Source organism: Haliscomenobacter sp. (assembly GCF_033763495.1).
Taxonomy (GTDB): Bacteria; Bacteroidota; Bacteroidia; order Chitinophagales; family Saprospiraceae; genus Haliscomenobacter.
On record NZ_JANRKL010000196.1, the window covers coordinates 1 to 14010 of the forward strand.

Here is a 14010-nt window from a genome sequence, read left to right on the forward strand (position 1 = left end):
TTCAAGGATTGACCAGCATAAAGTCCTGCTAACGCTTCTTGCTTGAAGGACTCAAAATCGAACTTTGGCTTCTCTTTTTCCATAATCCGTGTTTTTGTAAAAACCACTTTTTACCTGACACAGTTTATTGAACATCCTCACAATCAACCATCTAATAAATATAAACCGAGCTTAGATGATTTGCCATTTTAGCACCACCAAAACCCACCCACATGCAACGCCGCAAATTCATCGCCCAAAGTACCCTTGCCACCGCCTCCCTACTCGCGCCCGCCAGCCTCAGTAGCTGGCCGCACCCCGAAAAAAAGCTGGGCGTAGCCCTGGTCGGCCTTGGTAATTACGCCACCCGCCAATTGGCACCAGCGCTGCAACAAACCCAACATTGCCGCCTGGTTGGCATTGTCACCGGGACTCCCAGCAAGGCGGAAAGCTGGAAAGCCCAATACCAGATCCCTGATAAAAATATTTACAACTACAACAACTTTGACGAAATCCGCAACAACCCGGATATCGATATCGTGTACGTCGTTTTACCCAATTCCATGCACGCCGAGTTCAGTATTCGGGCAGCGAAGGCAGGCAAACACGTCATTTGTGAAAAACCTATGGCCCTCAACGTCAAGGAATGTGAACAAATGATTGCTGCGTGTAAAACCGCCAAGGTACAATTGGGCGTTGGCTACCGCCTGTATTACGACCCTTATCACCTGGAAATTCGCCGTCTGGGCACCCAAAAGGTACATGGGGCGGTAAAAACCATCGAAAGTAGCCTGGGTTTCTCCATGGCCGACCCCAAAGTATGGCGACTCAACAAAGCCCTCGGCGGCGGCGGTGCCATTATGGACTTGGGTGTCTACTGCATTCAAGGAGCACGGCGAACGGTGGGCGAGTTGCCCACAGCGGTTACTGCCCAAGGCTTTGTACGCGACGAAAAGGTATTTAAGGATATTTATGAAATGGTCATGTTCCAGATGGAATTCCCGGGTGGTGCCGTTTCTAATTCCACCACGACCTATTCTTCCTACGTGGATCGACTCCACGTCACCTCGGGTTATCAGTGGTATAGCCTGCAACCTTCCTACAATGCCACGGGTGCAAGTGGGGAAACTTTCGAGGGCAAACTCAATTTCCAGACCCCGGAATTCCAGCAAATCGCCCAATTGGACGCCTTTGCTCAGGATGTACTCAATGGCCGCACGCCAGAAGCCTCCGGGCAAGAAGGTATGATCGATTTAAAAATCATCGAAGCCATCGTAAAGGCTGCAAATACGGGAAAAAGAGTGGTTTTGGATTGGAAAGGGTTTTAACTATTGATTGTCGCTGTAGGGACTCTCATCAACCTGGCCACTATCCTCTTGATCTTCAAGATCGTAAATGGTCTCATCCTCCGTTTTTTGCGTCATGTTCTGGATGTCATCCATTACATCTACCGAGTAGTCCCAAAAATCGAGCAATATGGGCTGGGCTTCCTTCAACAGTCCCCATACCGTTTTGGGGTAATCTTTTAAGTACGGATAAGTTCGGGATTCGGCCACTGCCTCGTTGGTTGTAGCCGCAGAAACCAGTACAAACCACAATAAACAGCTATAAATCAGCACTGAAAAAGCAGCGGATACTACTCCCCCAATGATTTGATTGATAAAATTGATGTTGACAGTCTGAAGCACACCCTCAAGGCCTCGTCCTACTGTACGCAGCAAAAACATGGTTAAAAACAGGGTGAGTAAAAATCCAGCCAGAAACATCAGCGGGTTGCGGTACCCGGAAACGTCTTGCAGGAAATTGGTCATCATGGGCGAAAAGCGCAAAGAAGCCATAATCCCAAATAGGATGGAAACGTATTTGAACACCGTTTCAATGATCCCACGAGAATAGCCGAACCAAAATCCAGCTGCGGCAACGATCAAAAAAATTACGTCGATGATCATATTTTTTGCTTTCCTTTTGCTTTCAATGCAACAGAACTTGCTACCTTGTAGAGGCGGAAAATTTCTGTTGTTTAGATGCAAAGTTGCAGTAAAAAGTCACAAGATGGAAATTTTTTCCGACGCAAGCCGTTGATTATCGGATGTATCTCACTAGCACCTTCTGCGTCATAATCACTAAAAGCCGACCTGATTTAAACAAGGTATACTTTAATTTCATCATAAATCCTTGAGCATGCGTTTAATTCCAACTACTATTTTATTCGTATTGGCCCTGGCCAGTGCACCTACCTTTGTGTTTGGCCAGAACCAATTACCTGTCGTTTTCCTTTTGGGGCAAGATGAAGCAGCTTACGAAAAATTGAGTGTTGAACATCCACGGAATCTGCTGGTGATTTCGGGTAACGATACCGGAAAAGCCTTGAACAATTGGCTGGAATTCATCAAAGCCATCCAGGAACATGCGGAAACGGTCAAATTTGACATCAACGGATTGAAGGTTTTTTTGCACGTGTTTTGGAATGAAGATGGCAGCATCCGGCACATCGGCTATTTTGTGAAACCCGATTCCCGCAATTTTAAACCGGAAGAATTGCGCGCATTCTTTGGCACCTTTACCCGGGCCTACAAACCTAAATTTACCAGCGATAAAAAATTCTCCCATTACACTTCGGCTAACTTCCCTACACTGATTGAGCGGAAGCAGTAGTTATCTCAGCATTTTTTTGCGCCACAAAGGCATGAAGACGCAAAGCGCTATTGATTAGCAAGTTTCACTTAGCGCCTTTGAGCCTTTGTAGCAAAAAACAATACTGTATTGTATAAGCGATGTCAGAAAAGTGACGAATGATTGAGCAATCATTCGTCACTTTTTTTTTGTGTACACCAGAAGCTACAATTTATTTGCTGGAATTTCTATTTTGTATGCGCTTAAAAATTTGTCCTCATCAAATCCGAAAAAATTAACGCATGAAAAAGGGGCTTCTCTGCTTATTGCTGTTGCTTACAAGTTTTTACTGTTTTGCACAAAAAAAACCACTCGTCGTATTTGTTACGGGCGACCACGAATACAGTGGTGAACAGACCTTGCCCCTGATTGCTGCGGAGCTGGAGAAAAATTATGGTATCCAGACCAAAGTACTAAAAGCCTATCCCAATCAAAACGCGGAAAAAGACATTCCTGGGCTGGAAAGCCTGAAAGAGGCCGATCTGGCCGTTTTTTACCTGCGTTGGCGCCAGCTTCCGCCCGAGCAGCTAGCCTTTATTGAAGATTACCTCAAATCAGCCAAACCGCTGATGGGATTCCGTACCACTACCCATGCCTTTAATTTTCCCAAAGACCACCCCTCGGCGCGCTGGAATGCTTTTGGAGAATTTGCCTTGAATGCACCTCCTGGTTGGGGCGGCAAAGCTGGCCATACCCACTATGGGCACGAAAGTACCACGGAGGTTTCAGTCATTGAAGCGGCCAAAAAGCACCCGATTCTACGTGGCGTAGCGCCCAATTTCAGGGTAAGCTCCTGGTTGTATCGTCTTTTGCCTGATTACCCAACGAAGGGCTCCGAATGGTTGTTGATGGGCAAATCCATTAATCCTGACAAGGCCGCAATTGACAATCCGGTAGCCTATGTCGGGACCAACTCTTACGGTGCAAAAATCTTTACCACTACCCTTGGGCATCCCGAAGATTTTCAGGTCGAATCCGTTCAGCGCCTGATCATCAATGCCATTCACTGGGAATTAGGCCTGAAAGTGCCTAAAAAATGGAAAGGCAAAATTGACATCAAGGTGCCTTACCGAGGTATCGTGAAATAGGGGTGATAAAAAATACATGGTTCATTTCGCCCTGCTACTAAAGTAAAAGTGCAAACAGCTTTTTACAACCCTAAACAATTCAACCAATGTCTTTCAAGCGGAAGTCTTTTTATTCCATTTTTGTGCTCGTTTTTATGCTCTTCAGCATGCTTAAGTTTCAAGGACCTGCCCCCCTGGAACTCAAACAAGGCGCCCATATTTCCTTAATTGGTGGCAACCTCGGATCCAGAATGATGCATTATGGTCTTTTCGAAACGGAAATGCACGTTCGTTATCCTGAAAAATCACTGTTCATCCGCAACATGTGCGACCCGGGTGAGACCCCCGGATTCAGGCCGCATGCTTCCCGTTTTTCACCCTGGGCTTTCCCCGGTGCCGAAAAATTCCAAACCGAATACGCCAACAATTCCGATAGTGAAGGCCATTTCGATAGCCCGGATCAGTGGTTGACCAAACTCAACACCGACATCATCATCGCTTTTTTCGGCTACAGTGAGTCCTTTGAAGGCGAAGCAGGTCTGGATAACTTCAAGCAGGAACTGGACGCTTTCATCAAACATACCCTTAGCCAAAAATACAACGGCAGTTCCGCCCCTCAATTGGCCATCGTTTCCCCCATTGCCTTTGAAGATTTAACGGGTATCTACGACTTGCCGAATGGCGAAAAAGAGAACAAAAACCTTCTGCTTTATACCAATGCCATGAAAACGGTGGCGCAACAAAACAAGGTACAATTTGTCGATGCCTTTACCCCTTCCAAGCAATGGTATGACAAAACCTCCGAGCCACTGACCATCGATGGCGCTCAACTCAATGAAGCTGGGTATAAAAAGCTGGCCAAACTCCTGAGCGATGAAATTTTTGGAAACGCTCCCGCCAAAGCCGAGACGAATCGCAGCCTAATCCATGAAATGGTAATGGAAAAAAACTGGATGTGGCACAACGACTACAAAATCCCTAATGGCGTACACGTGTATGGCCGCAGGTACGACCCCTTTGGCCCCGATAACTACCCTGCTGAAATCGAAAAAATCCGCCAAATGACGGACATTCGCGACAAGGCAATTTGGCTGGCAGCACAAAGAGGAGAAAAAACCGATCTGGCCGCTGCCGACAAAACAACCCGTAGTTTGCCCGAAATCAAAACCAATTTTAACCCCGAAAAAAACGGCAGCCTGAAGTACCTCTACGGCAAAGACGCCTTGGACAAACTTAAAGTACCCCCTGGATACAAAATTGAACTTTTTGCCTCCGAGGCGGAATTCGCTGATTTGGCCAACCCGGTGCAAATGTCCTTCGACAACAAAGGTAGGCTTTGGGTAGCCACTATGCCCAGCTACCCCCACTACAAACCCGGGGATGCCAAACCCAACGACAAGCTGATCATCCTGGAAGACACCAACAACGATGGCAAGGCCGACAAACAAACGACTTTTGTGGATGGCTTACACCTGCCCCTGGGTTTTGAATTCGCGCCGGAAGGGGTATACGTTTCGCAGGGCATCAACCTTAAGTTGTTTACCGATACTAATGGTGATGACAAAGCCGACAAAGTGGAAGTCCTGCTGAGCGGTTACGATGACCACGACACCCACCACAACAGCCACGCTTTTTGTGCTGACCCTTCAGGGGCAATTTATTCTGGAGAAGGGGTGTTTTTGCATACCAATGTTGAAACCCCATATGGTACGGTAAGAGCAACCAATGGTGGTTTTTATCGCTACAGCCCACAATTGCATAAGCTGGATCGGATTGCTCAATTGGCCATTCCCAATCCCTGGGGCATCGCTTTTGACCACTGGGGGCAACCCTTTTTTGCCGAAACCTCCAGCCCCGATGTGCGTTGGATGACTCCCGGTACGGTATTGCCACGCTACGGTGAGGCCACGCACAAAAGTTTTCAACTCATCGAAAAAGACCACATGGTGCGCCCCACCTCTGGCCTGGAATTTATTTCGAGCCGCCACTTTCCTGACGAGGTGCAAGGCGACTTAATCATCAACAATACGATTGGTTTTTTGGGTACCAAACAGCACCAGGTTTGGGATGACGGCACTGGCTACAAAACCAAACACCGCCAGGATTTATTGGTGAGTGAAGACCGCAATTTTCGCCCTGTTGACCTGGAAATTGCCCCCGACGGCTCCCTCTACATCGTGGATTGGCACAACATCCTGATCGGCCACATGCAGCACAATGCACGTGATCCGCTGCGTGACCACGTACATGGCCGAATTTATCGGATTACTTATCCCTCTCGCCCCTTGGTTACGCCGGCAAAAATTGACGGGGCCAGCATTGAAACCTTGTTGGACAACCTGAAGCTGCCCGAATACCGTACCCGTTACCGCACCCGTCGGGAATTGAGGGGAAGAAACGCAACGGAAGTTTTATCCAAACTGGACAAATGGCTGGCTACTCTGGACAAAAATGATCCACAATACGAGCACCACCAGTTGGAAGGCCTATGGGTGAGCTGGGGTTTGAATAAAGTGAACCAACCACTGTTGAAACAACTACTCAAAGCCAAGGACTACCGGGTTAGGGCTGCGGCTATCGAAGTCTTGCGTTTTACCGGCCATCAGGTCAAAGACCAGGCAGAATTGTTGATGCAGGCAGTGCGGGATGACAACAGCCGGGTTCGTTTGGGGGCCATTGTAGCCGCTTCCCGGATTAGCCCGGAAAAGGGTTTGCCCATTTTGGAAGAAGCTCAAAAAAAGCCACTCGATGATTGGATGGTACATGCCCACGAGACCGCCGTGGCCCACCTGAGTGGCCGGGCGGTAAAAAAGGTCAAAGAAGTATACAGCACAACCAACCTGAAAGGCAAAGACTTCGAGGCGTTCAACCAGGGCAAAGCGCTCTACTCCAAAGAAGGTTTTTGCATCACCTGTCATCAAGCGGATGGCAAAGGGTTGCCCGGTTCTGGGTTTCCACCCTTGTCTGGTACCGAATGGGTGACGGGCTCCGAAGAGCGACTCATCAAAATCATCCTCAAAGGGCTGATGGGGCCGATTGTAGTGGAGGGAAAAAACTACGAAGGAATGGTTCCGATGACCCCCTTTGAAGGGATGCTCAACGACCAGGAGTTGGCCGCCGTAGCTACCTACATCCGCAATTCTTTTGGCAATAAGGCCTCCGTAGTCTTGCCGGAAAAAGTGAAGGAAATTCGGGCCAAGCTCCAAGGAAAAAAAGCTTTTTACCAAAGCAAAAAGCTCTTGAAAGAACATCCCTTGGGGCGATAAAAAAATAAGTGTTCATTTTGCCAAAGGATTAGATAAGTAAACGGTTCATTTCAAGTGTCTTAACTAATCCTTTGGCAAAACAAAAATGAACACTTGTTTTTGCCCCACTACCCTGGCGAGCAAATAAAACATCAGACAACCACCAAAATCAGCTACACATGAAACTGGCGATACACAACTGGATGCGCGCCGAAACAATCGAAAAAACGATTGAACGTATTGCAGCCCTGGGCTACCACAAACTTGAGATTCAGGGCACTCCGGAGTCTTATGATACGAAGTATGTAGGAAAATTACTCCAGGATCATGGCCTCACTTGTTGGGGTTCGGTAACCTTGATGCTGGAAGAACGCAACCTGCTGGCCAAAAATAAAGCCCAAAGAGCCGCCTCGGTGCAATACGTCAAAGACGTGGTAACGATGGTCAAGGAGCTGAATGGCACTATGGTTTCAGTTGTACCCGCTACCGTAGGCAAAATTATCCCCGATGGCCGCCCGGAAGAAGAATGGGAATGGGCCGTGGAGGGCATGCAGGAGATTTACGCCTATGCCGAAAGTGTCGGCATTTTATTGGGCATAGAACCGATCAACCGGTTTGAAACCTATTTCATCAACCGTGGTGATCAGGCCCTGGCCCTGGCCAAGGCGGTCGGCCCCAATTGTGGAGTTTGCCTCGATACCTTCCACATGAACATCGAAGAAGATGACATGTTTGAGGCGATTCGCCGTGCCAAGGGGCGTTTGGTTGGGTTCCACGTAGCCGACAACAACCGCATGGCCCCCGGGATGGGCAAGCTGGATTGGAAAAAAATCATCGCCATCCTGCATGAAATTGGCTACGATGAGGTACTGTCGGTAGAGTTTTGCTCTCCTTTAGATCGTACGCCCGCCAACCCATATCCCAATTCCATCGAAACCAATCCAGAAGGACTCAGTCCCGAACAAAAGAAATTCCTGGAAGACCACGGTAGCTCGGCGGTAACCGAAGAATTTTACACCATGCTAACCCGCAAATCCATAGAAACACTTAGTGCACTGATATGAAAATCACCAATGTAGAAGCCTTTTGGCTGCGTTGTCCCATTCCCAAAGAAAAACAGCACCGCTCGGACTACGGCCTGCTGACCGATTTTGACATGACCCTGGTGGTGGTAACTACCGATAATGGGCTACAAGGTTTTGGCGAAGCCAAAGCTGCCGTAGGCTCATCGGGGGTCTGCACTTCCATTGTAACTTGTGTAGAAAAGGAGTTGAAACCTTTGTTGCTTGGAAAAGATGCCCGCCACATCTCGCGCATCTGGGAGCATGTGTACAATGGTACGCGTGACCATTACGCCTTATCCCGGGGGCGAAAGTTCCCCATTTTAGGCCGACGCGGTTTGACCATCTCGGCCATGAGTGGGGTGGATACCGCCCTGTGGGACCTCAAAGGTAAAGCCCTGGGCGTACCAGTGGCAGAACTTTTGGGCGGTTCCTGTCGGGATACGATGGAAGCTTACGCCAGTGGTGGCTGGGCCAGTGCAGAAAAAATTGGTGAGCAGCTCAACGGCTACATCGAAAAAGGATTTAAAGGAGTAAAGATGCGAGTAGGTATTATGGACGAAACAGTTGGTGAAAGTGTCAAGCGGGTACGTGCCGCGCGGGAAGCCATCGGCGACCACATCAAACTCATGACCGATGCTCACGGCACTTTTAGCGTGCCGGAAGCCAAACAATTTTGTCGTGGGGTAGAAGAATGTAATCTTTACTGGTTTGAGGAGCCGATCAGCCCAGATAACCGACACGGCACGGCGGAGGTGCGCGCCTCTACGGCTATCCCCATAGCTGCGGGTGAAAGTGAATACACCGCGTTTGATGTGCGTGACTTGATCGAAGTGCGCGCTTTGGATGTCGTTCAGCCTGACTCGGCCATCATCGGTGGCATTACGGAATCGATGCGGGTCGCGCAGTTGGCGCATACCTATCAGTTGGAGTTAGCACCGCATTGTTGGGGCTCGGCTTTCTCCTTTATGGCGGGAGTCAATGTAGCTTTTGCATCTCCGGCCGCGGTGGTGATTGAGTTTTCACTGGGCGGCAATCCAATGATGTATGAGTTGGTGAAAGAAAAAATTACGGTTGAAAACGGGATGCTTTCTGCACCTACGGCTCCCGGTTTGGGATTGACGCCCAACTGGGATTTTGTACATGAATTCAAGCAAAAAATCTAGTGTTATGGCAAAAGCAATCGGCATCAATCACGTGGCACTTGTGGTGAGCAACCTGGAAGCTGCCTGCGAATTTTATGAAAAAGAACTGGGTTTGGAAGTCATCCCTGCATTCTTGTTTGACTATCCCACGGCCTTTTTCAAAATCAACGAAACCCAGCAGCTTCACCTGACTGAGTGGGACGACACGTACTCCTTTCGCGGCCATGTCTGCATGCAGGTGGACGACATCAATGCTATTTTTTGGCGCATGAAAGAGTTGGGAGTAATCGATACTTCGCCCTGGGGGAAAGTTCGGCAATTGCCGGATGGACCAATTCAGATGTTTGTGCGGGATCCTTCGGGGAACCTGCTGGAGTTGTCCTGTAAGCCTGGCTCTGAAATTGATCCGGCCATTTTTGAAGATGAGTTGTTCCAGGCGGGGATATACGTTTCCGGGCGCAATGATTTCCGGGGGTATAAGTCTAAAGACGCGACTTTGTACCACAATTAATTTTACGCTTACTTAGGTGTTGCTTAAGTGCCTGAGGTTTCTTAGGTGGTGAAAGATTTTTTTCTTTTTCACCACCTAAGAAACCTCAGGCACCTAAGAGGCACGAAGGCCAATAAGTAAAACCACGCATGAAAAACATCCTGCTACTCGAAACCATTGCCGAAGAAGCCAATCAACTACTCAGCGGAGCAAAAGATGTGGAAGTATTTACCGCTTTTACCGGGCTACCTCCTGCCGAAGTTTTATCCAAAATTGACGCCGTCATTACCCGTGGTCTCGGCCAGGTCAACCAGCAATTGATGGAGGCCTGCCCTCAACTTGTTGTGGCAGCCCGCTGTGGCGTAGGCCTCGACAACGTGGATGTAGCCGAAGCGAGCAGGCGAAAAATCAAAGTAGTGAACGCCCCCGGCTCCAACGCGGCCACTGTGGCCGAGCATACCATTGCCCTGATGCTGATGTTGCAACGCAATCTTTATCAGGCACTCAACGATGTCAAAAGCGGCAATTGGGCAGCACGAAGTACCTTTAAAAGTGATGAGGTGGGGGAAAAAACGCTGGGGGTTCTGGGTTTGGGCAACATTGGGTTAAAAGTTGCTAAAATTGCCGAAGCCCTGGGCATGCGGGTCATCTATTGGTCAAAATCACCCAAGGATGTTCCTTATCAGTATGTCTCAAAAGGAGAGTTGTTGGCCTCTTCCGACCTTATTTCCATCCATGTACCACTGACTGCCGAAACCAGCAACCTGATCAATGCGGAAGCTTTGAGTAAGGTAAAACCCAATTGCATCATCGTCAATACGGCTCGCGCTCAGATTGTGGATAAGGCAGCACTGGTTGACGCCCTCAATACCGGAAAACTGGCTGGGTATGGTGCCGATGTGCCTACCTCCCCTGCTCCTACTGCTGACGATGAACTAATCTCGCACCCTAAAGCACTGATTACCGCCCATGTTAGCAGCCTGACCGCCACAACCTACAAAAACATGTGTGTGAGCACAGTGAATAATGTATTGGCCATTTTGCGTGGGCAGGAGCCAATGTCGGGTTGTATTTTTAATTTAAAAGACCTTTAACACACAAGATAATGAAACGATTAGCTAGAATGCGTTGGTACCTGTTGTTGCCAGTAATGGTATTGGGAACATTTTCCCTGCAATTCTTTCGGCCTGCCCTTCCGGCTAATCCTCCCAAAACGGATAACCTGAAACTGCCCCCTGGTTTTGTAGCCGAACACCTTTACAGCCCATCCGAAAGCAAGGAAGGTTCCTGGGTCTCGATGTGTTTTGACGACAAAGGACGGATGTTGGCTTCTGACCAATACGGAGGCCTCTACCGTTTGGAAATTCCGGCGATTGGTTCCAAAGACCTGAGCCCTAAAATTGAAAAAATAAAACTGGAAAACGATACCCTCAATTTTGGGGCAGCCCATGGTCTGTTGTATGCCTTCAACAGCTTGTACGTGATGGTCAACAACCGAACCAGTAAAAATCTACCCAAAAGCTCCGGTTTTTACCGTTTGCAAGATACCGACGGTGACGATCAGTTCGACAAACTCACCCTGCTCAAAAACCTGGTCGGTGAAGGCGAGCACGGCCCCCACAGCATCAAACTTTCCCCCGATAAAAAATCGCTGTATGTGATTTGTGGCAATTACACCGATTTGCCCACTATGGATGCCTACAAATTGCCTCAAACCTGGAAGTACGATAACCTTTTCCCTGAAATCAAAGACCCTCGTGGGCATGCCAACGACCGCAAGGAACCCGGAGGCTGGGTGGCCAATGTCAACCCCGAGGGCACCAAATGGGAACTAATATCGGCAGGTTACCGCAATCCTTTTGATATGGCTTTCAATGACGTGGGCGACCTTTTTGTGTACGACGCCGACATGGAATGGGATTTTGGTCTGCCCTGGTATCGGCCTACCCGGATCTGCCATGCCACCAGTGGCTCCGAGTTTGGCTGGCGGACGGGTGATGGCAAGTGGTCGCCAAGTTTTCCCGACAATTTACCCCCCGTTATCAACATTGGCCAGGGCTCGCCCACCAATTTGCTGTATGCCAAAGAGGCAAAATTCCCCGCCAAATACAAGCAGACCCTGCTGGCGTTCGACTGGAGTTTTGGCATCATCCATGCCATCCACCTCAAACCCAGCGGCTCGACCTATACAGCTACCCGGGAGGAGTTCCTATCAGGTGTACCCTTGCCTTTGACCGATGGTGCCATTGGTCCTGATGGTGCCTTGTATTTTTTGACCGGAGGCCGCAGGCTTGAATCGGATTTGTACCGCGTGTATTACAATGGCACAGAGGCTACAACCAGCTCAGAAACTACTCCTTTGACGGAGGAAAATAAATTGCGCCGAAAACTGGAAGCTTTTCATACTCCTGGAAACCCAGAAGCAATAGCTACCGCATGGCCCTACCTCGGACACCCCGACCGGGCCGTTCGTTATGCGGCTCGCATAGCCCTTGAACATCAGGCGGTAGAGGGATGGAAAGCTAAAGCCTTGGCAGAAAGCAACCCGATCGCCTTGACCAATGCCCTGATCGGCCTTATCCGCAGCGGAACTGCTACCGACAAAACTGCTATCCTGAACGCCCTGTCAGGAATCAATTACCTCAAACTTTCACCCACCCAGCAATTGGATGTGTTGCGGGCGTATGAACTGGTATTTGCCCGGTTCGGCATGCCTGAATCTGCCCAAAAAGCAAAAATTACGGCACTACTGAATGCCCAATACCCTAGCAGTTCCAGAGAACACAACAAAGCCTATTGCAAGCTATTGGTATTTTTGGAGGCCCCATCGGTTTTGCCCAAAACCCTGGCTTTGATGGCGAAAAAAGAGCAGTACGACCCCAACGAAGGGCTTGCCACCAATTCCGAAGACCTGATCTTGCGCAATCCCCAGTACGGCCTGGACATTGCCAAAATGTTGGAAAAAATGCCGGTTCCCCAACAAACTTACCTGGCCATTATGCTGGCCAAGGCCAAAGTGGGCTGGACCCCGGAGTTGCGGGAGCAATATTTCGCCTGGTACAAACAAGCCTTTGCGCTCAAAGGTGGCAATAGCTACGTCGGCTTTATTGACAAAGCCAGAAAAATGGCCCTGGAGAATGTTCCTGTCAACAAAAAGGAGTACTACGACCAACTTTCGGGCGCGGAACTGCTGACCAAGTCCGGCAATGATATAGCCCAGGAAGATTACCCCAAAGGTCCCGGGAAAAACTACAAAGTAAAGGACATGGATACCATTTTTACGGCTGAGTTGAGTGGAAGAGACTTCAAAAGGGGCAAGGCGATGTACGTGGCTACCACCTGTTCACGCTGCCATGCAATGAAAGGTGAAGGAGGAAACATCGGACCTGACCTCACTCAAATTGGTACCCGATTCAGCACAAAAGACATCTTGGAGGCCATCCTTGAGCCCAGCAAAACGATCTCTGACCAATACGCAGCGACCCAGTTTCAGCTAAAAAATGGGAAAAGCCTGGTGGGCAAAATCGCCAACCAAGACAGTAAGTATTATTACATCTCTCAAAATCCTTACGCCCCCGATTTTTTGGCCAAAGTCAAAAAGAAGGACGTGCTGACTAAAAATTATTCAACGATCTCGTCGATGCTTCCTGGTTTGGTCAACCCACTAAATGTGGAAGAGTTGAAGGATTTGGTGGCGTATTTGAAGGCCGGGGGTGATGAGGAGCATGCGGTTTTTAAGTCTAAATAACCTAAATCCTTTCACATGGAAAAAACAACCCTCTACTACCAGGAGTCACCCGATATCAAAATATCGATCCAAATCTATTTCAACGAAAAAAAACAGTTGTACCTCGATGGCTATGACATTGGTAGCGCCGTAAAAGAACGCTTGGGCGATTCAGATTACGAATACATCCACACCATTGAACCAGAAGAGGTCAAAAAAATCTACCCGATTTTTAATGTACCAATGGATGACCAAGCTGGTTTATTGGCTGCGATAAAAAAGGAGTTCAGTGTCCCCAATGCCTATACTTTATTTGGTGAGTTTATGAAAACACATGATATAAAGTATTCCAGTTTCACCTGGATTTAATTTGAATACAAAACATGTCAGTAAAGCAAAACGAAGTAGTTTGGCATTCCTCCAACTTTCCCCCCTTATTCACAACGTTTTAAAAAAAAATCCTTTTCTTTGCGGAGAATTTGAAAATTAGGGTCAAATTTTTTGAAAAATCCTATCAGAATGATCAAGATCCTTGCCAATGATGGCATCAGCCCAGACGGTCAAACACTACTTGAAGAAGCGGGTTATGAAGTAGACACTACCCGGATTCCACAGGCGGACCT

The 14010-nt window shown here is 48.5% G+C and carries 11 protein-coding genes and 1 pseudogene; 11 read left to right on the top strand and 1 reads right to left on the bottom strand.

Annotated features, from left to right (window positions below; genetic code table 11):
- Nucleotides 1–212 precede the first annotated feature (212 nt).
- Nucleotides 213–1307, top strand: coding sequence for a Gfo/Idh/MocA family oxidoreductase (locus tag SFV55_RS22645; protein WP_320031841.1), 1095 nt, complete (start codon nucleotides 213–215; stop codon nucleotides 1305–1307).
- On the opposite strand, the gene SFV55_RS22650 is transcribed toward SFV55_RS22645, so the two are convergent.
- Nucleotides 1308–1928, bottom strand: coding sequence for a CvpA family protein (locus SFV55_RS22650; protein ID WP_320031842.1), 621 nt, complete (start codon nucleotides 1926–1928; stop codon nucleotides 1308–1310).
- A 232-nt stretch (nucleotides 1929–2160) separates the two neighbouring features.
- Here SFV55_RS22650 and SFV55_RS22655 point away from each other — a divergent pair, with 232 nt between their 5' ends.
- The 10 genes and pseudogenes from SFV55_RS22655 to SFV55_RS30285 form a co-directional block, all read left to right on the top strand.
- Nucleotides 2161–2634 (top strand): hypothetical protein, encoded by a 474-nt coding sequence (locus tag SFV55_RS22655; RefSeq protein WP_320031843.1) that lies wholly within the window; start codon nucleotides 2161–2163, stop codon nucleotides 2632–2634.
- Nucleotides 2635–2894: 260 nt separating this feature from the next.
- Nucleotides 2895–3740, top strand: a complete 846-nt coding sequence (locus tag SFV55_RS22660; protein WP_320031844.1) for a ThuA domain-containing protein — start codon at nucleotides 2895–2897, stop codon at nucleotides 3738–3740.
- Between the two features lie 86 nt (nucleotides 3741–3826).
- Nucleotides 3827–6985, top strand: a complete 3159-nt coding sequence (locus SFV55_RS22665) for a PVC-type heme-binding CxxCH protein (RefSeq protein ID WP_320031845.1) — start codon at nucleotides 3827–3829, stop codon at nucleotides 6983–6985.
- Between the two features lie 158 nt (nucleotides 6986–7143).
- Nucleotides 7144–8028, top strand: a complete 885-nt coding sequence (locus tag SFV55_RS22670; protein WP_320031846.1) for a sugar phosphate isomerase/epimerase — start codon at nucleotides 7144–7146, stop codon at nucleotides 8026–8028.
- Nucleotides 8025–9191, top strand: coding sequence for a mandelate racemase/muconate lactonizing enzyme family protein (locus tag SFV55_RS22675; protein WP_320031847.1), 1167 nt, complete (start codon nucleotides 8025–8027; stop codon nucleotides 9189–9191). The genes SFV55_RS22670 and SFV55_RS22675 overlap by 4 nt, the downstream gene beginning before the upstream one ends.
- Before the next feature lie 4 nt (nucleotides 9192–9195).
- Nucleotides 9196–9681 (top strand): VOC family protein, encoded by a 486-nt coding sequence (locus SFV55_RS22680; protein ID WP_320031848.1) that lies wholly within the window; start codon nucleotides 9196–9198, stop codon nucleotides 9679–9681.
- A gap of 128 nt (nucleotides 9682–9809) precedes the next feature.
- Nucleotides 9810–10754 (top strand): NAD(P)-dependent oxidoreductase, encoded by a 945-nt coding sequence (locus SFV55_RS22685; RefSeq protein ID WP_320031849.1) that lies wholly within the window; start codon nucleotides 9810–9812, stop codon nucleotides 10752–10754.
- An 11-nt stretch (nucleotides 10755–10765) separates the two neighbouring features.
- Nucleotides 10766–13408 carry a c-type cytochrome gene (locus SFV55_RS22690; protein ID WP_320031850.1) on the top strand — a complete coding sequence of 881 codons (2643 nt, stop codon included), beginning with the start codon at nucleotides 10766–10768 and terminating at the stop codon, nucleotides 13406–13408.
- Between the two features lie 15 nt (nucleotides 13409–13423).
- Nucleotides 13424–13756, top strand: coding sequence for a hypothetical protein (locus SFV55_RS22695; protein ID WP_320031851.1), 333 nt, complete (start codon nucleotides 13424–13426; stop codon nucleotides 13754–13756).
- Nucleotides 13757–13906: 150 nt separating this feature from the next.
- Nucleotides 13907–14010: pseudogene (locus SFV55_RS30285) on the top strand (3-phosphoglycerate dehydrogenase); the annotation flags it as partial.

Excerpts from the sequence above, each read along its gene's own strand:
- SFV55_RS22660 (WP_320031844.1), top strand. The coding sequence starts at position 2,895 with ATGAAAAAGGGGCTTCTCTGCTTATTGCTGTTGCTTACAAGTTTTTAC.
- SFV55_RS22650 (WP_320031842.1), bottom strand. The coding sequence starts at position 1,928 with ATGATCATCGACGTAATTTTTTTGATCGTTGCCGCAGCTGGATTTTGG.
- SFV55_RS22670 (WP_320031846.1), top strand. The coding sequence starts at position 7,144 with ATGAAACTGGCGATACACAACTGGATGCGCGCCGAAACAATCGAAAAA.
- SFV55_RS22665 (WP_320031845.1), top strand. The coding sequence starts at position 3,827 with ATGTCTTTCAAGCGGAAGTCTTTTTATTCCATTTTTGTGCTCGTTTTT.
- SFV55_RS22690 (WP_320031850.1), top strand. The coding sequence starts at position 10,766 with ATGAAACGATTAGCTAGAATGCGTTGGTACCTGTTGTTGCCAGTAATG.
- SFV55_RS22680 (WP_320031848.1), top strand. The coding sequence starts at position 9,196 with ATGGCAAAAGCAATCGGCATCAATCACGTGGCACTTGTGGTGAGCAAC.
- SFV55_RS22685 (WP_320031849.1), top strand. The coding sequence starts at position 9,810 with ATGAAAAACATCCTGCTACTCGAAACCATTGCCGAAGAAGCCAATCAA.
- SFV55_RS22655 (WP_320031843.1), top strand. The coding sequence starts at position 2,161 with ATGCGTTTAATTCCAACTACTATTTTATTCGTATTGGCCCTGGCCAGT.
- SFV55_RS22675 (WP_320031847.1), top strand. The coding sequence starts at position 8,025 with ATGAAAATCACCAATGTAGAAGCCTTTTGGCTGCGTTGTCCCATTCCC.
- SFV55_RS22645 (WP_320031841.1), top strand. The coding sequence starts at position 213 with ATGCAACGCCGCAAATTCATCGCCCAAAGTACCCTTGCCACCGCCTCC.
- SFV55_RS22695 (WP_320031851.1), top strand. The coding sequence starts at position 13,424 with ATGGAAAAAACAACCCTCTACTACCAGGAGTCACCCGATATCAAAATA.